We start from the raw sequence: 24,035 nt of genomic DNA, 5'->3' as shown, positions 1-24,035 counted from the left end.
CATCATTACTTCTCTCTCTTCGTCAATTCGAGCACAATAGCGCGAGTTTATATTTTCGATTTTGACGCGCTAGAACCTTTAGCGTACAGGGAGTGGTAAGTTAAGTGAAGCAGATACCAAGACACCAGCAGATTGTAGACCTGGTTAAAACACAAGGATATGTGAGTACCGAAGAGCTCGTTGAAAAGTTTGATGTAAGCCCACAGACCATCAGACGAGACCTCAACGAACTGGCCGATGGCAACAAGATTCGTCGCTATCACGGTGGTGCAACCATTCCTTTAAGCTCGGAAAACACCTCTTACAACACGCGTAAAGCGCTTAACTTCAACGAAAAAGACGTGATTGCCGATGAACTGGTTAAACATATCCCAGATGGCGCAACTTTGTTTGTTGATATCGGTACCACACCAGAATCAGTTGCACGTGCACTCAACAAAAATCACAAACAGTTAAGAGTTGTCACCAACAACATTAACGTGGCGAGCATCCTTCTGCCGAATCCTGAGATCAAGGTTATCTTGGCGGGTGGCGAAGTAAGAAACCGCGACGGCGGTATTGTCGGTGAAGCGACACTCGATTTCGTGAAGCAATTCCGTCTGGATTTCGGCATCTTGGGCATCAGTGGCATCGACTTTGATGGCTCACTACTCGATTTTGACTATCACGAAGTTCGAGTGAAACAAGCGATCATCGAAAACAGCCGTAGCATCTTCTTAGCCGTCGACCACACTAAGTTTGGTCGTAATGCGATGGTTAAGCTTGGTAACATCTCTCAGGCACACATGGTGTTTACTAATAAACAGCCGCCGGAAGAGATTCTCAACATCCTTAAAGATTCGGCAATTCCGTTAGAAATTATCGATACTGCTCAGCCTTCAACTTCAGGCGAATAGCCCCTGTTAATCTAGCTAGATTAAGTTGAGCTAAATTAAGTAAAGCTCGCTCATTCATTGAGCAATCAAAAGCCAGATCTATTGATAAAACACTTTATCGATAGCTGGCTTTTTTAATAACTGGACCAACAATACTTGATCCCTGTTCGTGTCACTTCTATGCTCGAATAAGTTTTATTTGAACCTCTGCTTTCATAAGCAGAGGTTTTTTTATGCTCAAATCACATAAAACGCGCATAAACGAAAATAATAAATGACCGCAAACGAAAGTTAAGATAGGATTCACTTATGTTCTAAAATGCTCGTTCGCTCAGAAAGAGGTCAAAACCATGAGTGCTCAACAAAATAATTCAAAAAATAGTACATCTTCCACTTTAGATTTGATCGTGATCGGCGGCGGTATCAACGGTGCAGGCATCGCAGCGGATGCAGCAGGCCGTGGTCTAAACGTTGGTTTATACGAAGCAAATGATTTCGCCTCTGCGACATCTTCTGCAAGTTCAAAACTGATCCACGGTGGCTTACGTTACCTTGAACACTATGAGTTCCGTTTGGTTTCAGAAGCGCTTGCAGAACGCGAAGTATTGTTAAGAAAAGCACCTCATGTTGCTCAACCAATGCGTTTCCGTTTACCTCATCGACCATTTTTACGCCCAGCTTGGATGATCCGCTGTGGCCTATTCCTTTACGATAACTTGGGTAAACGCACCACGCTTCCTGGAAGTAAAACCGTGAACTTGGCGAAATCAGGTTTACTGAAGCCAGAAATGAAGACAGGTTTCGAATACTCAGATTGTTGGGTTGATGATGCGCGCATGGTATTGCTCAACGTATTAGCGGCTAAAGAGAACAACGCAGAAGTTCGTAACTACTGCCGAGTTGAAAAAGCACACCGTGAAGGTGGTATTTGGCATGTAACGATCCTTGATGTCATGACAAACCAACGTTTTGAACGTAAAGCAAAAGCACTCGTAAACGCAGCAGGCCCTTGGGTTAAGCAATTCTTTGATGATGGATTAGAGCAGGCTTCGCCTCGTAATATTCGTCTGATTAAAGGCTCACACATTGTCGTGCCACGCATTCATGACGAACCACAAGCGTACATTCTGCAAAACAAAGACAATCGTATTGTGTTCATGATCCCTTACCTAGATAAGTTCTCGATCATCGGCACGACTGACCTTGAATACAAAGGCGACCCACGTAACGTCGCAATTGATGATGTCGAAGTGGATTACTTGATTGATATTGTTAACCAGCACTTTGTTAAACAGCTTGGCCGTGAAGATGTGGTTTGGACATACAGTGGCGTAAGACCGCTTTGTGACGATGAATCTGATTCTCCACAAGCGATCACTCGTGACTACACATTGGAATTGGACGCAGAACTGGATCAAGCACCATTGCTTTCGATCTTCGGCGGCAAGCTAACCACTTACCGTAAACTAGGCGAAGCAGCACTTAAGAAGTTAGAACCACACCTAACCAACATGGGTGCGCCTTGGACAGCCAACAACACGCTTCCAGGCGGTAACTTCAGCTGTAGCAGAGAGCAACTTGCGAAGATGATCCACACTAAATACCCTTGGGCATCTGAAGCGTTGTTACTTCGCTACGTGACTCAATTTGGTACTTACACGTGGAAGCTACTGGAAGGCGCGAATAGTGAAGCAGACCTTGGCAGCCAATTTTCAAACGAAGCGCATGGCGTTTATCAAGTTGAGATCGATTACTTGATCAATGAAGAGATGGCGATGACTGACGAAGACATCTTGTGGCGCAGAACCAAGCTTGGCCTGTACATGAGTGAATCAGAGCAGCAAGCCGTGACTGATTACTTGAAAGAGAAACTACAAAGCAAGGTAGTGAGCTTTTCTCAAGTCGGCTAATTCCACCAGCCTAGACATGCTTCAAAACATGATTAACAACCAAGCTTAGCGTCCCCCGCGCTAAGCTTTTTTATTATCTGCTATTCGGTTCTGGCTAGGACTTCGTTCGTACTTCCATTTTCAATAAAAACTAAATAGTGTTTTATTAATCCGCTTGATTATCAACTTCACAAAAGGTTGCTATTCTTTATCTCAACGAAACAACACATTCAAAAACACTCGCGATGTCAGCGCTTTAATAAGGAATCTATTCCATGCAAAAAGTTATCCTGATCACTGGCTCTACCGATGGTATCGGCTTCGAAACTGCAAAAGTACTTGTTCAACAAGGTCACCACGTTTTATTGCATGGACGTAACCCAAGCAAGCTCAAAGACGTTGAGCTGCAACTTGTAACTCTCTCTACTGAAGCCAAAATCCAAAGCTACGTGGCAGACTTGTCTGTTTTGGCTGATGTGGATGCGTTGGCTGACGAAGTGATTGCTGAGCACGATAAAATTGACGTACTGATTAACAACGCTGGCGTGTTCAACACTCCGAATCCAATCACTAAAGATGGTTTGGATGTTCGTTTTGCTGTGAACACAGTTTCTCCATATCACCTAACCAAGCGTCTATTGCCAGTGCTAGGCTCATCTAGCCGCGTGGTTAACCTGTCTTCAGCGGCGCAAGCTGCGGTAAGCATTGAAGCACTCGAAGGTAAAAAACCGCTTTCTGATGGCGACGCTTACGCACAAAGTAAACTTGCGATCACTATGTGGACTCGTGAAATGGCGAAAGAGCGAGGCTCTAAAGGGCCGATGGTTGTTGCGGTAAACCCTGCTTCGTTACTGGGCAGTAAGATGGTGAAAGACGCGTACGGCATCGCAGGCGGCGACCTAAGCATTGGTTCTGATATTCTCGTTCGCGCATCATTGTCTGACGAGTTTGCACAAGCGGGCGGTCAATACTTTGATAACGACAACAACACCTTTGCTAACCCGCACCCAGATGCAATTTACGGTGATAAATCACAGCAAGTTGTCGCAAAGATTGAAGAGATCATCGCAGCAACGCTTTCTTAATGACAGCTCCGCTCAATTGATTGTCTGATTCCAAGAAAAAAGCCCTGCGTGACTAAATTATACGTTAGTCATACAGGGCTTTTTCGTTAAATCGATTTATCTCTACTTTTGTTCCCAATACGGCGGGTTGCCATAGTACTCAGAGAAGTAGTCGATGAAGGCTCTCACTTTTGGCGCAAGCAACCTTGTACTTGGGTATACCGCCCAAATCGCCGCTTCAGAGGTGAGTGGGTAATCTTCCAACACTTGAATCAACTGACCGCTTTTCAGCTGTTCGTACGCACACCAATTCGACGTCACCGTAATACCGATACCACCTAACGCCGCATCACGCAGTGCTTCGCCGTTATCCGCTCTAAAAGACCCCGAGGCCTTAATCGTTTTAGGTCCGTTTTCAGTGTGGAAGGTCCAACTTTCTAAGCCAATCAAACTAATACACTGGTGGTCATTAAGATCTTGAGGCGTGGCTGGCTTGCCGTACTTGATTAGATAATCTGGCGATGCGCACACAACACGTTTGTCTGTCGCAAGCTTTCGAGCAATGAGTGTCGAATCTTTCAATTCAGAGATGCGAATCGCAATATCGAAGCCGCCTTCTACAAGATCGACCATAGAATCTGACAATCTGAAATCGACTTTTAAACCAGGATAACGCTCAAGAAAGCCAGGCAATGCAGGAACAAGGTGCAAACGCCCAAAAGACGCAGATGCCGTAACGCGCAATGTTCCGGTTGGAGAATCACAGCCTACACCAACCGCCGACTTGGCAGCATCCACACTCGATAACACCTCTTCAGCGTGAGGTAAGAATGCCTCCCCCTCCTCTGTTAAAGACACTTTACGAGTGGTTCGGTGTACCAAGCGAACACCTAAATTATCTTCAAGTTTACTGATATGCGAACTAGCAACCGCAGGCGACAGTCCCAGCTCTTGGCCAGCCATACTGATGTTATGTGTGGAAGCTAAACGAACAAACAATTTGAGGTGTTCAATATTCATGTGATTACCAATGAAATCTAAAAAATCGTGTACCAGTAATCCTCATTATGCGTTATTAACACAACAATACAACGTATTAGCTCAGTTGAATGATGAAGATGTTATTGAGCCAAAAAGAAAAAACTCCCGAAGGAGTTTTTAGTATCTAAATCTGCAATTCGCCATTTCACTAATCAGCAAAATTACTAGCTCACTAGCCAGTTAAACGAGCGTGCAGTGCATCTTTCAGTACAGAACGATCATGTTTCAGTTGGTGCATCGAGCCGTCATCAATGGGTGAATCTTTCAGCTCAAGCTTACGAATCTCTTTATCAAGGTTGTCGTACGTCTTCATGTCTGCTGCAAAGCCATCGTCAGTTTTAACAAGCTCAGCAATTTTATCTTTCATTTCAGGAAATTCGTGAACAAGAGAATGATTTTCACCTAGCATAGAAACCTCTTAAGTTGAGTAAAGTGATTGGTATTAAACATATTCATTATTTACCTTAGCAAGGGACTCAAATAACAAATGAGATCCAGTACACAGCATAGAATATAGACAATTCAGATTCACAAATTTACAACATGTACCTAGAAAATAGCTTTGTTGATTTTGAACTGTCTTAATAAAAAGTAGGCTCACGACGGACATTTCACCTCATGAGCACTACTCTTTTTTATCTTTGTTTATAGGTATCGATTTTCAATAAACGTTACCAAGCAAACGTCTGAATCACGCTATCCTTCGCCATCGGATTCGATGCTATTGCATGATTCACTTTCGCTAAGAACTGCTCCCTAGAATCAAGCAAGAAGCCTTTCTGAGTCACTATGTTGTTGCCGTGATCGCCCCAATAAAAAGTGTCGATGTTTAGATTCTCGAGCAGGTACTTTTCTTCTTCCAAGATCTGAAGTTGAGTCGGCATTATGAACTTACCGTTTTTAACTTCTTGTTCCATCACGGTCCCTGGCTGAATCGCTAACGCCATGGGCGCGATTTGTTCAGGCTTCATGATGTTCAGCAATCTTGTGGTTTCGACAATATGTTCACGTGAACGATCACGACCACCAAGGCCGAAGATAAACGAAAGCAGGGTTTCAATACCGGCTTCTTTTGCCAGAGCCATACCTTCAAGCGCTTGCTCTGGGGTCATGCGCTTTTTAATGTTGTCGAGAACCACCGCATCACCCGACTCAAGACCTGCATAAGCCATGGTTAGGCCAGCACTCTTAAGCTCTTTAAGTTCGCTCAGGCTTTTACGACGGAAATCGTTCAACCCGCTATAGAGCGATACTTTTCTGCTTTCAGGAAAGGTATGACGAAGCTTATCCAAAATCTTAAGAAGGTAATCCGTGCGAGCGGCCATCACGTTGCCATCAATAAGGAAAATCGATTCAACATAAGGATAAATCAGGCGAGCTTCTTCAATATCTTTAAACACGTCTTCAATGTCACGAACCTTGAATCGTTTATCGCTGAACATATTACAGAACGTGCACGTATTGATGCTGCAACCTAATGTGGTTTGAATAAGAATGCTCTTCGCCTCTGTCCATGGACGATATACTTTTCCCTCGTAATTCATATTGGTCTCTCCGGTCTATAAGCACGAGAGCGTGCTCGAATAAAACAGAGTTTATCAACACCAATATTCATTGATAATCCGCAATATAGTCGAATCAGTTTTTAGATTTTAAATAAAATACCCTCACCAGATGGAGAGGGTATTGATGTATTACTAATAAAAGAAAAGCTTCAATCTCAATGTGAGAGGATCGAGAACCTACTGTTTAGGTTCATATAACCCTGTAGGGACTTCCGTTTCACAACGCTCAAGATCATAGTCTTGCGTCGTGCCACTATTACCTTGGAATCTCATTCTCACGATCATACCTCGGTCTACATACCAGCGAAGGTCTTCGCAAGAGTAGCGATAGCTAGACTCCAAAATATGCGCTGTTGCCCATCGAGAGTTGCCCGGCAGTGACTCAACATAATAAATCACGCCATTTTCTGTAATAGTCACACCTTTTATATCGCTTAGATATTCAATAGCGGTATCAATTGTTTCTTGGTCTGCCGTTGGTTGTAACTCTTCAATTGGGACGGTCAAACAGCCAGACAGGATTGTTGCAGACAGGCAAGCCAAAAAAATAGGTTTTAATTTCATTTTTATTCTCATTCAATTACATAGCCAAAATAACACTAGGTCGAGATTCTATTCACGAGACAAATGAATGTGTACCATCACACCTAAAAATTTATAAAAAGTGTGATACAGAGTGCTTATTAAACTTAATTTTGGTCTTCATTAAAAGAAAAGTTACTCGTAATTCGCTCCCAGAGAAAAATCAACAACCTTCTGAAAGTTATATACTTTTGACTGTGCAGCGCCCAGCGGCCAATAATTGACACCACCAATCAGCTGATGGTTGTAGAATGATCGAAAGACAAGCTTAATGCTCTGAAAGTTAACCATAGGCTAATCGCTCGTCGCCAAACATACTGCCGCTTCTGCATGGATAGCAGTGGTATCAAACAGAGGAACATCGGTGTGTTGTTGCTGAATCAACAAAGCAATTTCAGTACACCCAAGAATAACGGCTTCAGCACCTTGCTGACTTAGCTTCTCAATGATTTGACGATAGACAGCTCGAGACTCTTCTTTTACTTCGCCGCGACATAATTCCTGATAAATAATGTTGTGCACTGCTTCTCGGTCACTCTCATCCGGAATGACAACATCGATACCGAATTTGTTAGTCAGGCGTCCTTTATAGAAATCTTGTTCCATCGTGAAAGCTGTGCCGAGTAACCCGACTTTCTTTACGCCCTGTTCAAGCAGCTTCTGCGCTGTGGTATCGGCGATATGTAAGATTGGAATCGTGATCTTCTCTTCGATCTCAGGAACGACCTTATGCATGGTATTGGTACAGATCAGGATAAAGTCCGCCCCGCCCTTCTCTACCAATAAAGCCGCATCCGATAAGATATCTGCCGTCTCAGCCCAACGACCTTGGTGCTGCAACTTTTCTATCTCATCGAAGTTCACGCTATACATACAAATCTTTGCAGAATTGAGTCCGCCGAGTGTTGCTTTCACACCCTCGTTAATGGATTTGTAGTAGCTCACTGTCGACTCCCAACTCATGCCACCAAGCAAACCGATCGTTTTCATTTCTCTATTCCTTTGATTTCTGACTATCCCGATTAAACCGTCATGGGTTAAAAATTTATAGTACGTTCTTGCTTAAAATGAGACGAAGCCTTCGCTATTTCGCAAAAAAGCTCGAATAAAAATCCGAGCCTTTGTTGTTTTGACTAAGAGTAAGCTAGGCGTTAGTACACCTCACACCAATCTGATTTCATGTCGATCAGCGTCCAATCATCTCTAGAGTTCGCTTCATCTATCGCCTTATCGAGCTTACCAACATGAGACTCACGATCGTACTTCCACTCTCGCTCAGCATCGGTATGGTGAACAATCATGGCCATTGAATTTGGTTGACTGGTTGCCCATTGCATCATCGCTTGGTCACCGTCTGAGTTACCCACCGCTAAAATCGGCTTCTTACCGATAATATGCTGAATGTTAGTGACCTTTCCGGCTTTGTCATCGATGGTCAAAATGGACGAATCTTTGGTAACCGTCGGTTTACCATCGTTGTAGCTGTAATTGTATTTAAGTGCGCTGCCAATGATCTGCTCTGGCGGAATGTTATAAGCTTGCGGAGCCCACGCTCTCATGAAATCAACACCACCTCCCGACACAATGTAAGTCTTAAAGTCATGCTCTTGCAGGTAAGTCAGCATCTCTTTCATCGGCTGGTAAGTTAGGTCTGTGTACGCTTTATTGAAGCGCTCATCTTTTGCTACCGCCAACCATTGCTTAACATCTTGCTGGTATTGTTCAACTGTCATACCAGAATGTGTCGCCATGATGATTTTCAATAGCCCTTCTTCGCCACTGCCCAGAACGCTCTCAATATCCCCTTCAAGTACAAACTTAAACGGTGCTTCTGTTTTCCATTCAGGGTGTTCAGGCGCCATCTCTTTTACACGATCTAGTGCGAAGGCCAGTTGGAAGTAATACGGTTTTTCTGACCAAAGCGTACCGTCGTTATCAAATACCGCGATGCGATCTTCAATTGCCACAAACGTATCGGATTCAGCTTTGGTGGCTTGGCCCACAAAGTCGACAATAGCGGTTTTACTCTCGCTATCCTTCCAAGAAGGCAGCAATGTAGGGTCACAATCTTTAGCAAAAGATGAGAAAGAAAGGCTAGATAAAATCGCAACGGACAAAAGGGTTATTTTCTTCATAGCACTACCATGTTGTTGAATTAATTAACGGGTTTAATGTAATTCATCCTAGTTGGTCTACTCTGATTTTCCACTTATGAACACTATAACCGCTGTTTATGTTGCTATTGGAAAAGACGTAAAACGAGGGCTAACCTCACGGCCAACCCTCGTTGTTTTAACACTAAATTGAAAGCTTAAAGGCTAGGTGGAGTACCCTCACCATTGGAAGCAATCGCATCAATTTGTACCAAAGCGCCCATAGGAATATCCGAGACACCGATAACTGTGCGTGCTGGTAATGGACCGTCAAAGTAGTGTGTGCAAACATCATTAAGCACATCTAGATCTGCCACGTCTCTTAATTGGATATTCAACTTCACGATGTCATCCATGACATGGCCAACACTTTCAATCACTTCTTTAATGTTATTTAGGCACTGCATCGTCTGTTCTTTTGTGCCTGTCGTAACAATCGCCCCAATCGTTGGGTCTAGCGGTAACTGAGCGGAGATATTGTTGTAGTGAGAAAAAGCCACGGTTTGCGTGGAGTGTTCGCTGATTGGTGCAGCTTTGGTATTGTTTGCCTTAATCACTATTCCATGTCGATCTTCAACCGCTTGTGGCGGAGTGCCATCGCCGTGTGACACGGTCGCATCCATCTGCACTAACGCTCCCATTGCTAGGCCTTCAACCACCGTCACTGAGCGTGCTGGCATGTAGCCGACAGCCCTTGCAATCGCGGAGTCCGGGAAGAAGGTGGTATACACTTCATTGACTGCTGCAAGGTCATCAAGGCTTCTGACATGGATATTCACTTTCACGATGTCATCAAATGGAACATCAACATTTTCCAATATCGATTTGATGTTTTTGAGGCATTGAATAGCGTGCTCTTTTGCTCCACCAGCGACGATGCTACCCGATTGAGGTTCAATCGGTAACTGGGCTGAAATGTGATTATAGTGAGAAAAAGCCACCGTCTGAGTCGATAAAGAACTGACTGGTGCGTGTTGGGTGTTTCTTGCAATTTTAACTAACTCACAAGCCGCTTGAGGGTAGGTTCCTTCACCATTCGAGATCACGGCATCCATTTGTAAGTGAGCGCCTTCGAGCGGCAAATCAGCGACAGCGAGTGTCGTGCATGTAGGAACATAGTGTTGAAAAAACGACGCATAGATTTCGTTAACCGCATCGATATCTACAATGCTTTTCAAGTATACGTTGACTCTCACAACGTCGTGCATGCGGTGTCCGATACTCTCCACAATCGCTTGAATATTTAACAAACACTGCTTGGTTTGATCTTCCAAAGAGCCTGAGATCAAGCCGCCCGTTTTTGGATCAATAGGTAATTGAGCAGAAAGGTTATTGTAGTGTGAGAATGCCACCGATTGTGTTGAGAAAGAGCTCAATGGTGCATCTTCAGTATTTCTTGAAACTTTAATAATATCGGCACTCATGTCGATACATCTCCTATTCGAGTTTTGATGTCAGATAGAGCCAATTAGTTGCGTGTTTATCGACATTTCAAAATACAAGGCACAAAAATAGCCGAACCAATAAATCGTGATAAATACTGGCCCAGCTTAATTTAATTTAAACAGTGGAGGCGCAGATGCCCCCACAAATAAACCTCTACAGAGTACTTAGGAAGCTACTGATTTTTTCTTCGTGATGCTTAACGGTTTCTTGCGTTGGGATAACCGCATCTTTATGTGTGAAGTACACTAAAATCGCCATCTGCGCAGTGAGTCGGTTTTCTGCTTCATCGAACGCCACTGAGTATTCACTTTCTAGTGCGCCACGAGTCACTTCTTCTTTGTCATTCGCAGGTAGGCAGTGCAGCAACATTGCACCAGGGCGAGCCTTCGCCATTAACTCTTCTGTGATAACGTAGTGAGGCATGAATGCTGCAAGGCGCTCTTCCTTCTCATCCATTTGAGTCACCCAGTAGAAGCTATCGCCGTACACCACATCACAATCACTGATACGCTCTACATCATCAGTAATTTCAATCTTGCCACCAGACTCTTCACAGAAGTTCAGCGCCATATCGATCCACTCTTGCTCCATGTGGTATTTCTTAGGACCAATTTGCTTGAAGCCCATACCGTACTTAGCACAAGTCAGCATCAACGAACGACACACATCCGTCGCATCACCCATAAATGCCAAGGTGAGATCAGACAACTTACGTCCATCAGTGATGTGTTCTCTGATCGTGTAGAGATCCGCTAGCATTTGAGTTGGGTGGAAACGCGTATCAAGGCCGTTGATCACTGGTACCGTCGACATTTCCAGTAGGCCATCGAGTGTTTCAGGGCTATTGGTACGAGCCATGATGATGTCGCACATACGTGATAAAACACGAGACGTATCATCAATCGACTCTTTACCACCTAAGTGAATGTCTTTTGGAGATAGGAATAGCGCATGACCACCCAGCAATGTAGCCGCCACCTCGAAAGAGACACGTGTACGAGTAGAACCCGCTTCGAAGATCATCCCTACTGATTTGCCTTTAAACAGTGGCGGAATTGCGTTGTCTTTGCGCGCCTGTTTCAGGTGAGTCATCAGCTCCATCATGTTGTCCATCTCTTCGACAGAGAAGTCTTTCATGGAAACCATGTGCTCTAGGTTTGCTTTGTTTAGTTCAGTAGCGCTAGAAGAAGGTAATTTCATAATAAGTTCCTATTTTTCATAATTTTGTGCGCGGTTCTTTTAAGTTCTCTTTCATGGCGATTTGATTTTGAATACATGCCATCACTTTCAAGAACCGCTACGTTTGGGATTAAATTGGTTTTTCTGTTGTAACTAAACTCTTGGTACTTGCTGGGTGATACAGTGGATGTTGCCGCCACCTAACAAAATTTCTCGAGCAGGAACGCCGTTCACTTCGTAGCCTGGATAGATGCCTTCCAAGATCCCGATAACATCGTTGTCGTAGCGTTTATCCAACAAAGGCAACACAATTTGGTTATTGGTAATCAGGTAATTGGCATACGACGCCGCTAAACGCTCACCCGCTTCTCGCTCCATTCCGTCTGCGATATCGATACCTGCCGCTTCTTCCTCGGTCATGAATAGAGGGCCTGGCATCGGCAGCTTGTGTACCTTTATCTGACGACCTTTGGCATCCGTTTGACTGGTGATGTAGTCATAGGCTTCATTACTGATCTCATATTGAGGATCGTTCTTGTCATCGCACCATGTGAGAACCACTTCACCCGGCTTCACGACGTGGAGAATGTTGTCCACGTGGCCATTGGTTTCATCGTTGTACAAGCCACGAGGCAGCCAGATCACTTTCTCAACATTGAGGTGTTCACAAAGCACTTCCGTCAGCTCTTCTTTGCTCATATCTGGGTTACGGCTTTCGTGTAATAGGCACTCTTCTGTTGTGTAGAGTGTCCCTTCACCATCAACGTGAATTGAGCCACCTTCTAGTACAATTGGAGCGCGGTATCGAGAGTCACGAATGGTTTCACACATCTTTTGAGCAACTTGGTTGTCACGATTCCACGGTGAATACAAACCATCCACAAACCCGCCCCATGCATTGAATTCCCAATCCACACCTCGACGTTCACCACTGTCATCGACCACATAAGTCGCCCCGATGTCACGCATCCAAGAATCGTCGGTTGAGATTTCCAAAACTCGAATGTCCTCAGGTAAACGAGATACTGCGTTATCGTATTGCTCAGAACTCGCAAGCATCGTTACTGGCGTTGTATGGCTTATCTTGGTGGCCACGTCTGCAAACACCGCTTGTGCTGGTTTGGCACCATTGCGCCAGTTGTCAGTGCGCTCTGGCCAAGCCATCCAAATTTCGCTATGTGGCTCGTGTTCTCCTGGCATTCTGAAGCCATCATGTTTTGGAGTGGTATCAATCAGTTTTTTCATCGTTATGTCCCCTAAATTATGCTTGAGCTTCTTTTTTATCTTGTGTCTCGGTCGTGTCGTCATCGCCTGAACCTTGCTGCTTCTTGCGTTTTAGAGCACCTAGAAGAATCCATTCACCAGCAAGGATGGTGGCAATCACGCCAATCAAAACAGGTCCTGTGTATCCCCAATCGGCAACAGTTAGATCAAGAGCCTCGGGGAAAATGAATAAGATCACGGCTTGAAGGACGACCAAGAAACAAACAATCGACATGACCCATTGAGCCGCCATACCACCCGGAACTTTGAATGGACGTTCACGTTGACCATCAACCACACGAAGCTTTAGGTATGCCGGGAACATGAACAGATAAGGAAGTAAGAAAATGCAGCTAGAGAAGGCAAATATCGACCAGAACAGATCATCATTGCCCTGAGCAAACAGCGCGTAAGACAGAATAACGACCGTTGATACCGTGCCAGTAATGTTGTTCGCACCAACAGGGGAACCTTTCTCTGACACTTTCGCGACAGGGGCTGGAAGTTCACCTTCTTGAGCGGCTTCAGCAGCAGCTCGGCTGGCACCCATTGTCCAACTCACCATGTTGCCGATAAGCGTTAACAAAGCGAAAGTACCGAAGATGTACACCATGGCTGTACCAACCACGCCAGTACCGAAAAGTGTTCTAAATGTGTCGATAAGGCCAGACACCAAGCCAATGCTTTCGACAGGTAGCGCCATCAAAATACCTACCGTACCGAAGATGTATAAGAAAGCGGTGATACCGATAGAGAGGAAGACGGCCTTAGGCATATCACGAACGTCTTTCATTTCTTTAGTCATGGTTGCAACCAGTTCAAAACCCATTAGGTTGAAGACAATCGCAGGTAAGAAAGAGACCGCAGAATCCAATGAAGGCATCATAGCTGGCAACGTAAATTCGTTGGCAACGCCGTTTTTCATTGCATAGATAAAGCCACCCACACCCAATGTACTGATCACGACAATTTTTAATATTGCGCCAATATTGGTGACCCACACACCGATGTCGGCAGACACATTACAAATCAAAACCGTTAGCCAAGTCAGTAATATACAAATGGCGATTTGTCCCCATAAAGACAGATCTGGCATGAAGAGTTCGGCAAACATCCCTGCAAACATGATGTATACCGCAGGCATCCATAAACCAACATTAATCCAGTAAAACCACGTTGTTCTGACTGCCCATTTAAAATTGAAGGCTTGTTTTACCCAATCGTAAATACCGCCTTCACCTGGGTAGGTGGTACTCAGTTCGGAAGTAATTAAGCCATATGGAATGACAAAGAAGACCAGCATTAACACCCACCAACCAATGGCACTGACACCAATACTGGCTGACGCGGTTAATGTGTCGACCACCAAAACTGCACACAGTGTAAAGAGTGCAATTCCCGTAACCCCCATTTTTCCTTGCGTTTCGTTACTCATCTCTTAGCTCCTTAATCTCTAATTCGGGATTAATTAAACGGCAAAGCGATAAAGTGAACTGGGATGAAAATTGAATATCGGTTTTACACAAACGAGTTCGGGGTAAAAACAAAATAAACCCAACAAATATTAGATTTATAATGCTAAAAGTCGGAATACTTGATTTTGGTCAATAACCATTCGATTAATAAATACATTTTCTATTTCAAAACCAAGATCACATATCTAGTTAATCTAGGGAAAATTAGGGCTTTCTGTGACATATAGACGACTAAAACTATGGAATATTGAGCACAAATCGAATTGTGATTTTTATCCCCACGACACCGACAATATTTAAATACAATTCAAACCAACTTATTTGCCAAGAGCAAAATATTATTTGGAGAGTTAAACATGTCGAAGCCTATTATTGTTGTTGCTGTCGGTGGGAATGCTTTACTACAGCGTGGTGAAGTAATGAGTTGTGAAAACCAAAAAAAGAGCATCGCGCAAACCGCCAGCTCTTTGGCTGAACTCAGCAAAGATTACCGTTTAGTGGTTGTGCACGGAAATGGGCCTCAAGTCGGCCTGCTCTCATTGCAGAACAATGCTTATAAAGATTGCCCCCCTTATCCATTTGATGTGCTTGGTGCCGAGACTCAAGGGATGATTGGTTACCTTATCCAGCAAGGGTTAAATGCTGCAATTAAAGACCGCTTTACGACCACGATTCTGACTCGAATTGTGATTGACGAGAATGATCCTGCAATTGCCGACCCAGCCAAGTTTATTGGCCCTATCTATACAGAAGAACAAGCTAAACAACTCGCAGAAGCCAACCAATGGATTGTGAAACCTGACGGTGCACACTGGCGTCGCGTGGTGCCATCACCTTCACCAAAAGAAGTGCTAGAAATAAAAGCCATCAAAGACTTACTTGAAAAAGAGCACCTTATTATTTGTGGTGGTGGCGGTGGCGCTCCAGTAGTGGAAAAAGATGGCGCTTATGTGGGTTTCGAAGCAGTAATCGACAAAGACATGACAGCGGCTCTTATCGCAGAAGAAATCGGCGCTGAACATTTGTTGATCCTCACCGACGGCTCTCATGTTTGTTTAGATTGGGGAACCCCAAAAGAAGAGAAACTTGAAAACGTGTCAGTTGAACAAATGAAGAAGTACACTTTCCCAGCCGGTTCTATGGGGCCGAAGGTCGACGCATGCTGTCTTTTTGTTGAAAAGACAAAACAGCATGGACACATTGGTGATCTATCGAGTGCATTAGAGATCATAGAAGGCAAAACGGGGACACATATTAAGGCTTAACATTGGCTTATCATGTTTTATATAAATAAAGGGTAATAAAGTCTAAGTTTTGATATTCCAATTGGAACTTTACTCAAAAACCCTTTATGTTTTTTGTGTTCCAAATAAAAGTGAGGATCATTAGATGCGCAAAGTAACAACCGAAGAAAAATTAATTCGAATTCATGACGCTGTTGTGCAACTAATGGAACGCCGTGAAGCCACTGATATTTCAATGTACGATGTTGCTAAAGAGTGTGGAATGGCAACGTCCACGGTTTATCATCACTATCCAAATATCGAGAACTTATTCCATAACCTACTAGATGACGTATTTATTGATTTCGACTCTCTGCTCGGTAAATGTATAGATGCCGAGCATGTTAGTCATTGGACTGATATCAACCGGATGATTGAAACGGCCTATGTGAATTATTATAACAATAACCCGATTGCTAAAAAGCTTATTTTGGGTCGTCATACATTCACCGAATTAGGCCATGCGGACACCGAGAATGACTTAATTTTAGGTAAAGAAGTAGAAACGATTTATCGACAGTTCTTTGATGTTCCTCAGTTGCCACAATCAATCAATGTCTTCGCTATCTCTCTGCAAGTCGCTGATAAAATATACTCTTTATCGTATCGTCAGCATGGTCACATCACCCCAGAACTCGCCAACGAAGCCATTAGACTAACCGAATCATACCTTCAGTTGTACATCCCTCACATTTGTCCTACAACAATGAAAAGCCAAACTCATTAGTCTTCGACAAAGGTCGTTTTGAGGTTTACCCCAACCTCAAATGTCGTTATGGTGATTTGTAATACATCATAAAAACAAGGACTGTCAGAGAGCATGAATAGTACGATTGAGACCATTTTGGGGCATCGCTCCATTCGCCAATATACAGATCAACCAATAGAGCAGCAGCACCTCGATTTAATTGTTCAGGCAGGCCTTGCCGCGTCATCATCGAGCTTACTGCAAGCTGTTTCCATTATCAGAGTCACGGACAAAGAGAAGCGTAAGCTGTTAGCAGAATATGCAGGCAACCAAGCTTACGTAGAGAATGCAGCCGAGTTTTTGGTGTTCTGTATCGACTATCAACGCCACGCTCAAATCAACCCAGAAGTAAAAACTGACTTTACCGAGTTAACCCTGATTGGCGCCGTTGATTCTGGCATCATGGCGCAAAACTGCATGCTGGCTGCAGAGTCTCTTGGCTTAGGTGGCGTGTACATTGGTGGCTTACGTAACAGCGCGCAACAAGTCGATGAACTACTGGAACTGCCACAACACACGGCTGTGCTATTTGGTATGTGTTTGGGTCACCCTGCGCAGCAACCTGAGATAAAACCTCGCCTTCCTGCTCACGTGGTAATGCACGAAAACCAATACCAGTCGCTGAGCCTAGATGAGATTGCTCGCTACGACGATTCAATGCAGAGCTACTACGCAAACCGCTCAAGCAATCAAAAGCAAAGCAGTTGGTCACAACAGATCACGCAGAAGCTGTCTGGAGAATCTCGCCCGCACATTCTGCCTTACTTGAACAGCAAGCAGCTGACCAAGCGTTAAGCCGTTAAGCAACTTCAGCAAACAGCAGCACAAACAAAAATGTCAGCGTACTATGCGCTGACATTTTTCATTTATAGGGTCCGAGCTCTCTTACAGGTATTTTTCAATCGGTAGCAGTTGTAGGAAGCCTGACTGCATGCGTTCCCACTTGCCTGTTTCTGGTTCGCTGTCCCAACTTTGTTCACCTGAATACCAATACACGTCTCCATCTTCGAGTTCCAAGCGCCAGCTGTTGTCTTCATTCATCGCTTGTTCGATGGTTTCAGCTAACGTTTCAGCAATCTCTTTGTTCTCGATGATTAACACCGATTCCGTGTTTAGGTAGGTCGAACGTAAGTTGAAGTTAAATGATCCAATACTCGCGATACTGCGGTCAAACACCACGGATTTAGCGTGCAAGCCATAGGCCGTCTCAGGCGCACATTTCGACACGTCTTTAGTCGATGCTTCACATAGCTTGGATTCTGGTCTTAGCTCAAACAGGTCGATACCATGTTCTAACATATCGTAGCGTCGACCCGCGTATGCAGAGTGATTGCTCACAAGATCATTAGAGGCCATTGAGTTGGTCAACGCCTTTATCTCAACACCTTCATTGTTCAATACTTGCCACTCGTCTAGCTGGCGGTCATCGAACACGAGATAAGCCGATTCGAGCAAGATCTCTTGTTTCGATTCGCTCGCCAGTTTCCCTAGAAGGATCGCGGTCGCTTTCGGTTCATCGGTGTTGTCAGAGTCATCAGGAACAGGTTGATCGTAAACAAAACGGGCATTCACCCAAGTCATCTCATCAAGCGCCTCTTTCAGCAAGCTATCTGCCGCTTCACGATTTAATGGTAACTCTGGATAGTTTTTGTATTGCGGGACAACAATATCATCAATTTTTGAAAGATCCGGTTGCTCATCATCGCCCAACATATAGACAGGGTAAGACCAACGGCTATTCCAGTACTCGACAAAGCTGGTTTGGATAGTGGTAACGACTGAGCCCATCACCAATACATCGCGATCTCGGAAGTTGATCTCGTCGGAAAGGTCAAAATACTCGTCACCAATATTACGTCCGCCCACCACAGACAAAGTGCCATCTACGGTAAACGACTTGTTGTGCATACGGCGATTTAAGCGAGAAAAATCACCCACAAAGCTCAACCATTTACTAAAGCCACGACGTGTTGGTGTTGGATTGAATATTCTAATCTCAACATTCGGGTGCGCATCCAGTGCCGATAACAAGCCTTCGCGCTCGTTAAGGTTGATATCGTCAAGCATCACTCGCACCTTAACACCACGCTCGGCCGCCGCTAACAAACGGCTGGCTAGGTATCTGCCTGATTCGTCAGAGTTCCAAATGTAATATTGGATGTCGATGGTGTGTTCTGCGCTTTCGACCAACGCCAATCGCTGAGCCAATGCATCCCAACCAGATTCTTGTAAACGAACAGCAGTAGTTGCTTGCTCTAATGCTTCAGGTTGATATTCACTGGCTAAAACCGACAGAGTGCTAGGTTCAGGAGAGGTTTGCGGTTCAGCTGGGTGGTCGATGCCTTCGGGTAATGAAGAACAGCCGCCGAGAATAGCGACTAAAACTAAGGTTAAACTGATGCGTTGGAGCACAGGCATGTGTCTGACTTCCTTTTCACGGTAACGTCTTTAGAAACTGTCCCGACAGCTTTGCGATTAACAAGCTGTTCAGGTCTATTCATTGATTATTACTGCTAAAGCCTGAAATTTATAGGTAATTATCCACTATAAATGAAACATCAGAACCTCATCGTGAGCAGCACATCACTAAACCGCGCCCTGAAACCTTCACCTTTGTTCTTAAATCAGTGCAATTTTAGCTGTTCAATACCCAAGCAATACAGGCCCAACGGCTTACTCACCATCTCAATGGTAATCTCCGTTCTATCTGGATTACAGTTCAGTGCTAGCGCGTAACCATGTAGATAGTCCACCAGCAAATGAAGGGCGTCTTCCGTTTGTTCTGATGTTAGCTCCAAAGGACTCAACACCGCTTCAAAGCGCTCACTAAACATCTCGACAGGTCCAAGAGATTTCATCGTCAGCAGGGTTTCGAGCAACCCACGATAATCATTCAACACCGACAGATAACTCACACTCAGTTGATAAAGGTTCTCTTGCCACGCTTGGTTTTGTTCAGGCTCTGCAACTTCTCCTACCAACGACACAGTGATCGACTCTAAGAGATCATTTTTATTCTTGAAGTAATGATATATCGCCATCGCATCCACGCCGAGCTCTGTCGCTAACCCTCGAATACTCGGTACTTTGCCACTTTCGCGCATCATACTTTTGGCCGTATCTAAGATCTTCTCTGCACTGAGTTGGCTTGATCCACTCTTTGGTCGACCTCGCTTTTGATCCTTGACAGTCATAACACCACCTTTTAAACTTAATCTCTACACTGTAGAATATTTTAATTTATTACGGTGCAAATGCCAAGTTCCTGTTCAATTTCGGAGTTAAAAATGTCAAATATTGTCTTTATCGGCGTGAGTCTGGATGGTTACATTGCGGACAAACAAGGTAGCCTAGATTGGCTCCACGCGATCCCAAATCCAGAGGGTGATGACATGGGTTACAACGCCCATACTGAGCGCATTGATGCTTTGGTCATGGGCCGCAACACGATGGATATGGTGTTGAGCTTCGGTATTGATTGGCCTTACAGCAAACCGGTATATGTGCTGAGTAACACCTTGACAGAAGTACCTAAGGAACTGGAAGGTAAAGTATTCCTAGTGAAGGGCGAACTCACTCAGATCATCGAGGATCTGAACAGAAAAGGCATGAACAACCTTTACATTGATGGCGGCGTCACCATTCAAAATTTCATGAAAGAAGACCTGATTGATGAGCTGATCATCTCGACGATTCCTGTCGTTCTTGGTGGCGGCTCTCCTTTGTTTGGTGACTTAGTTTCACCTCTCGACTTTACACTGAAAGGCGTCACGACTTACCTAGATGAGATTGTACAAACTCACTACTTGCGTAAGCGATAAACTATTGTTCATATAAAGGGAATGTAACGATCAACACTGAAAACAGTGTTCACGCTGCATAACCTTTATAGTCCCTACCAAAACCTCCCCTAAAGTAGTACCATTTATCGTATCTCATTCTTAATGGTATCTGGGTCTTATGAAGCTTTTAGTCGATCGCACTGGTGAACAGTTTTTAGAAATTCTGGAAGAGTCGGGAGACAATCTGACGGTTCAATTCATTAGCAATGAAGGCAATCGAAAGGGTAAGCCATTCCAAGATAGCTTGAGTGGTTTGTTCCTCACCGGTTGGAAGCCTCGCACGACCTCAACTGCCATTGGCCTAGAACGCTTTAAGCAAGGAAAGCTGCAAGATCCGAAAGTTAGCTTTGCGCTACACCAGCTCTACCCGCTCGGCCGAGATGTTAAATTGCCTTCTGGTGATATCGCCACAGTCGCAAGTTATGCGAATACTCACAGCGATGGCTATTACATGTTTGTGCGCCTTAACGATGAATTGAAACGCCTGAAGATGACGCCAGAGTGGGAACTACTCCCCTCTATTGTGAGATTAGCTCTGCCTTATTACCCAGCACCAAGAAGCCAGCAAGAACTCGACAACATTGATGACTTTGATGCTTGGGCGGGCGGGTTTTAATATTCGTCTACCTATGTCCTTTAGACTATAAACCTCAAATTATTATCAAATATTTTTTGATAATAATTCAAACGTAGCGCGGTTTATCGTTTGGAATATTCCTACTATTATTTACCCATCGACACAGACGAGAGCTCAATAAACATAGACCCGCTCTTGAGCTAATAAGCCCTGTGACAAAGAACAACACCATTTCGGTGAATCAAATAATATAGGTAACGAACATGACTCAACTGACTATCATCGCAAACATCGTGGCTAACGAAGACAAAATCGAATTGGTTAAAGCAGAGCTACTAAAACTAATCGATATCACTCGTGCGGAAGAGGGTTGCATCAACTATGACCTTCACCAAGACAATGAAAACCCAGCGCATTTCACTTTCTATGAAAACTGGACGTCTCGCGAGCTTTGGCAAACACACATGGGTAATACTCACCTTGCTGAGTACATGTCTGCAACGGAAGGTTGTGTAGCATCATTCACACTGAATGAGATGACGAAAATCGCTTAAATCTTTATTCCAAGATCTTAATTTGCGAGCCCTGCTGAATGTCAGCGGGGCTTTTTCGTTTCAACATTTTCCCGCCTAGGTTTACTTATCTCAATTACAGTTTTAAACGCGGCTGAATGAAATCGATAAATGCTGAGATACGCTTGGATACCGATGACGACTTGTAGAACACCGCATTCACCAGTTCTCTGTCTGTGTGATTCAGTTTCACGTTTTCCAAAACAGGAACCAGTCGACCTTCAGCAATATCTTGCTGCACCATAAAGCCAGACAAACACGCGATGCCATTTCCTGCTAACACTAATTGTCTGACGGTCTCACCACTGCTGGCTTTGACGTTGGGCTCAATATGATGGTGATTCGGCAACGGCCATTGATTAAGCACCTTATTATCCGAAAAACCGACAGTAAGATGACTACTCAGATCGTCTGCCTTTTGTGGGGTACCACGCCTTGCCAAATACTCTGGTGAAGCGACCATATACAACAAACTCTTACCCAATGGTCGTGCATGGAGTGTTGAGTCGGCTAACTTACCAATCCGTATCGCGACATCGGTGCGCTTTCCTAACAGGTCAACAAAGCCTTCGTTTGAGGTTAGCTCGAGCTCGATATCTGGATAAGCTTCATTAAATGATTGCACCAAAGGCACTAACTGATGAAATACAAAAGGACTGGCCGCATCGACTCTTAATCGGCCTTTTGGCAGCTCTCCGCGCGATACGATTTCCTCTTCTGCGCTCTGGATCATCTGCAAACCGAGACGAACGAAATCGACAAACTGGCGTCCTTCTTCGGTTAGCTCAACACGCCTTGTGGTTCGGTTAAATATCGATACGCCCAATTGGGATTCAACCTTACTGACTGAACGAGATACCTTCGCCACCTGCACATCCAATGCCTCTGCTGCCGCTGAAAAACCACCAGCATCAACGACGGTCAACACCATTTCCAAATCATCTGATCGCGTTAGCATAAAGATCCTTATCTATTCTCATCGTGGCTGAAGTTACTAGAGTGCTTAGTTAACTGAACATTTATTCGTTAAACATTTAGCGGGACGCGCAACCTACCATTTATTCACTCAGTATTATTGCAAATAACACAAAAGTTATTTGTTAATAGTGGCATTTTTTACAAATATATTTTGCTCGATAATCCTCACCATCAAACGAAGCGCTCTTATTGCAGCCATAAACTGCCCCACTTTATCGCGCTCGATACTTAACACAGAATAGTAAGAGAGATGATTATGCCCTTAGCATTACTCGCATTGACGCTCAGCGCCTTTGCCATCGGAACCACAGAATTTGTCATCGTAGGTCTGATTCCTACCATGGCGACCGACCTGAATGTATCACTGCCATCAGCAGGACTCTTAGTGAGCTTGTACGCGTTGGGCGTAGCGATTGGCGCACCAGTACTCACAGCATTAACAGGAAAATGGAATCGTAAATTGGTGCTGTTAACCGTGATGTCTCTGTTTGTTGTCGGTAACTTATTGGCATGGCAGGCTCCAGGCTATAACACGCTGATCGCGGCACGTATTCTTACTGGCCTTGCGCATGGTGTGTTCTTCTCGATTGGGTCGACCATCGCGACAGGATTGGTCTCTAAAGACAAAGCAGCGAGTGCAATCGCAATCATGTTTACCGGTTTAACCGTTGCTTTAGTAACGGGTGTACCGCTGGGTACTTACATCGGGCAAACATTTGGCTGGCAAGCAACCTTCCTGATCGTTGCATTGCTTGGTCTTATCGCTCTGATTGGCAGCGCTATCTTGGTTCCGAATAACCTTAAACAACCACCAGCCGCTAAGATTTCGGCACAGTTAAAGGTACTGACTCAGCCTCGTTTATTGTTGGTGTACGCCATCACAGCGCTTGGTTACGGCGGCACATTCACAGCCTTTACCTTCCTTGCTCCAATACTTGAAAACGTATCGGGCTTTGATTCAAGCTCTATCAGCCTAATCATGTTGGTTTACGGAGTTTCAGTCGCGGTAGGTAACATCTGGGGCGGTAAGATGGCCGACAAAATGGGGCCAATTAAAGCACTGACGGTCATATTCTCTGGTCTGGCAGCGATATTAGTGGTGTTCAACTTTACTGCAGTTAACCCATACGCGTCAGTGGCTACTATTTTAGTTTGGGGTGCATTCGCATTCGGCAATGTTCCGGGGCTGCAAGTGTATGTCGTCAAACTCGCAGAGAAATACACACCAGACGCGGTAGATGTAGCATCCGGGCTCAACATTGCCGCTTTCAACGTGGGTATCGCGTTAGGTTCTTGGGGCGGTGGTTTGATTGTTGCGGAGTCAGGATTAATGAACACCCCATGGGTCGGCGCTGTGATTGTTTTAATTGCTCTTGGATTAACTCGATTCAGTGGTGCGCTGGATAAAAAAAATCGACAAATAAACACTTCCATCCAAAAAATTTAAAATAAACCTCCCAAAAAAAGTGGCGAATAGACAGTCTATTCGCCACTTTTTTATCT

General features: G+C 44.5%; 23 protein-coding genes. 10 read left to right on the top strand and 13 right to left on the bottom strand.

Going from position 1 to position 24,035, the window contains the following annotated elements; all coding sequences use genetic code 11:
• The first annotated feature begins 104 nt into the window (after positions 1-104).
• The 3 genes from QUF19_RS21215 (at position 105) to QUF19_RS21205 (ending at position 3,849) form a co-directional block, all read left to right on the top strand.
• A complete protein-coding gene (locus QUF19_RS21215; protein WP_102438774.1) occupies positions 105-896 on the top strand; it encodes a DeoR/GlpR family transcriptional regulator in 792 nt (263 codons plus the stop codon).
• Positions 897-1,225: 329 nt separating this feature from the next.
• Positions 1,226-2,785: a glycerol-3-phosphate dehydrogenase gene (gene glpD / locus QUF19_RS21210; protein ID WP_286303158.1), complete on the top strand. Its 1,560-nt coding sequence runs from the start codon at positions 1,226-1,228 to the stop codon at positions 2,783-2,785.
• 254 nt (positions 2,786-3,039) lie between these two features.
• A complete protein-coding gene (locus QUF19_RS21205) occupies positions 3,040-3,849 on the top strand; it encodes an SDR family NAD(P)-dependent oxidoreductase (RefSeq protein WP_286303156.1) in 810 nt (269 codons plus the stop codon).
• A gap of 102 nt (positions 3,850-3,951) precedes the next feature.
• On the opposite strand, the gene QUF19_RS21200 is transcribed toward QUF19_RS21205, so the two are convergent.
• The 10 genes from QUF19_RS21200 to QUF19_RS21155 form a co-directional block, all read right to left on the bottom strand.
• On the bottom strand, positions 3,952-4,848 hold the full coding sequence (locus QUF19_RS21200; RefSeq protein WP_102438780.1) for a LysR family transcriptional regulator: 897 nt from the start codon (positions 4,846-4,848) through the stop codon (positions 3,952-3,954).
• Positions 4,849-5,041: 193 nt separating this feature from the next.
• Positions 5,042-5,278, bottom strand: a complete 237-nt coding sequence (locus QUF19_RS21195) for an HP1242/YdcH family protein (protein ID WP_017067743.1) — start codon at positions 5,276-5,278, stop codon at positions 5,042-5,044.
• Positions 5,279-5,540: 262 nt separating this feature from the next.
• A complete protein-coding gene (locus tag QUF19_RS21190; protein ID WP_286303149.1) occupies positions 5,541-6,413 on the bottom strand; it encodes a radical SAM protein in 873 nt (290 codons plus the stop codon).
• A gap of 198 nt (positions 6,414-6,611) precedes the next feature.
• Positions 6,612-6,998: a hypothetical protein gene (locus tag QUF19_RS21185; protein WP_286303148.1), complete on the bottom strand. Its 387-nt coding sequence runs from the start codon at positions 6,996-6,998 to the stop codon at positions 6,612-6,614.
• 312 nt (positions 6,999-7,310) lie between these two features.
• Positions 7,311-8,006: an aspartate/glutamate racemase family protein gene (locus QUF19_RS21180; protein WP_286303146.1), complete on the bottom strand. Its 696-nt coding sequence runs from the start codon at positions 8,004-8,006 to the stop codon at positions 7,311-7,313.
• 161 nt (positions 8,007-8,167) lie between these two features.
• Positions 8,168-9,151 carry an HAD family hydrolase gene (locus QUF19_RS21175; protein ID WP_286303144.1) on the bottom strand — a complete coding sequence of 328 codons (984 nt, stop codon included), beginning with the start codon at positions 9,149-9,151 and terminating at the stop codon, positions 8,168-8,170.
• A 176-nt stretch (positions 9,152-9,327) separates the two neighbouring features.
• Positions 9,328-10,593, bottom strand: coding sequence for a RidA family protein (locus tag QUF19_RS21170; RefSeq protein WP_286303142.1), 1,266 nt, complete (start codon positions 10,591-10,593; stop codon positions 9,328-9,330).
• 175 nt (positions 10,594-10,768) lie between these two features.
• Positions 10,769-11,815 carry an ornithine carbamoyltransferase gene (gene argF / locus QUF19_RS21165; protein WP_286303140.1) on the bottom strand — a complete coding sequence of 349 codons (1,047 nt, stop codon included), beginning with the start codon at positions 11,813-11,815 and terminating at the stop codon, positions 10,769-10,771.
• 132 nt (positions 11,816-11,947) lie between these two features.
• Positions 11,948-13,039, bottom strand: a complete 1,092-nt coding sequence (gene aguA, locus QUF19_RS21160; RefSeq protein WP_286303137.1) for an agmatine deiminase — start codon at positions 13,037-13,039, stop codon at positions 11,948-11,950.
• A 16-nt stretch (positions 13,040-13,055) separates the two neighbouring features.
• Positions 13,056-14,492 (bottom strand): APC family permease, encoded by a 1,437-nt coding sequence (locus tag QUF19_RS21155; protein ID WP_017078523.1) that lies wholly within the window; start codon positions 14,490-14,492, stop codon positions 13,056-13,058.
• Between the two features lie 396 nt (positions 14,493-14,888).
• Here QUF19_RS21155 and arcC point away from each other — a divergent pair, with 396 nt between their 5' ends.
• From arcC to nfsA, 3 genes are all read left to right on the top strand, one after another.
• Complete coding sequence (arcC, locus tag QUF19_RS21150; RefSeq protein WP_286303132.1) at positions 14,889-15,797, top strand: carbamate kinase; 909 nt, start codon at positions 14,889-14,891, stop codon at positions 15,795-15,797.
• Between the two features lie 124 nt (positions 15,798-15,921).
• A complete protein-coding gene (locus QUF19_RS21145; protein ID WP_286303130.1) occupies positions 15,922-16,542 on the top strand; it encodes a TetR/AcrR family transcriptional regulator in 621 nt (206 codons plus the stop codon).
• A 93-nt stretch (positions 16,543-16,635) separates the two neighbouring features.
• A complete protein-coding gene (gene nfsA, locus QUF19_RS21140) occupies positions 16,636-17,358 on the top strand; it encodes an oxygen-insensitive NADPH nitroreductase (RefSeq protein ID WP_286303128.1) in 723 nt (240 codons plus the stop codon).
• 90 nt (positions 17,359-17,448) lie between these two features.
• Here nfsA and QUF19_RS21135 read toward each other — a convergent pair whose 3' ends face one another.
• Both QUF19_RS21135 and QUF19_RS21130 read right to left on the bottom strand, forming a co-directional pair.
• Complete coding sequence (locus QUF19_RS21135; RefSeq protein ID WP_286303125.1) at positions 17,449-18,981, bottom strand: phospholipase D family protein; 1,533 nt, start codon at positions 18,979-18,981, stop codon at positions 17,449-17,451.
• A 206-nt stretch (positions 18,982-19,187) separates the two neighbouring features.
• Positions 19,188-19,757 (bottom strand): TetR/AcrR family transcriptional regulator, encoded by a 570-nt coding sequence (locus tag QUF19_RS21130; RefSeq protein ID WP_286303123.1) that lies wholly within the window; start codon positions 19,755-19,757, stop codon positions 19,188-19,190.
• Positions 19,758-19,817: 60 nt separating this feature from the next.
• On the opposite strand from QUF19_RS21130, the gene QUF19_RS21125 reads away from it, so the two are divergent.
• The 3 genes from QUF19_RS21125 (at position 19,818) to QUF19_RS21115 (ending at position 21,536) form a co-directional block, all read left to right on the top strand.
• Positions 19,818-20,384 (top strand): dihydrofolate reductase family protein, encoded by a 567-nt coding sequence (locus tag QUF19_RS21125; protein WP_286303121.1) that lies wholly within the window; start codon positions 19,818-19,820, stop codon positions 20,382-20,384.
• 139 nt (positions 20,385-20,523) lie between these two features.
• Positions 20,524-21,021 carry a hypothetical protein gene (locus QUF19_RS21120; RefSeq protein ID WP_286303117.1) on the top strand — a complete coding sequence of 166 codons (498 nt, stop codon included), beginning with the start codon at positions 20,524-20,526 and terminating at the stop codon, positions 21,019-21,021.
• A 224-nt stretch (positions 21,022-21,245) separates the two neighbouring features.
• Complete coding sequence (locus QUF19_RS21115; protein ID WP_286303115.1) at positions 21,246-21,536, top strand: putative quinol monooxygenase; 291 nt, start codon at positions 21,246-21,248, stop codon at positions 21,534-21,536.
• Positions 21,537-21,630: 94 nt separating this feature from the next.
• On the opposite strand, the gene QUF19_RS21110 is transcribed toward QUF19_RS21115, so the two are convergent.
• A complete protein-coding gene (locus QUF19_RS21110) occupies positions 21,631-22,512 on the bottom strand; it encodes a LysR family transcriptional regulator (protein ID WP_286303114.1) in 882 nt (293 codons plus the stop codon).
• A gap of 276 nt (positions 22,513-22,788) precedes the next feature.
• Here QUF19_RS21110 and QUF19_RS21105 point away from each other — a divergent pair, with 276 nt between their 5' ends.
• Positions 22,789-23,979, top strand: coding sequence for an MFS transporter (locus QUF19_RS21105; RefSeq protein WP_286303110.1), 1,191 nt, complete (start codon positions 22,789-22,791; stop codon positions 23,977-23,979).
• Positions 23,980-24,035: the final 56 nt, after the last annotated feature.

This window comes from Vibrio sp. FE10 (genome assembly GCF_030297155.1).
Taxonomy (GTDB): Bacteria; Pseudomonadota; Gammaproteobacteria; order Enterobacterales; family Vibrionaceae; genus Vibrio; species Vibrio apostichopi.
This window is presented reverse-complemented; position numbering and strand designations above follow the sequence as displayed.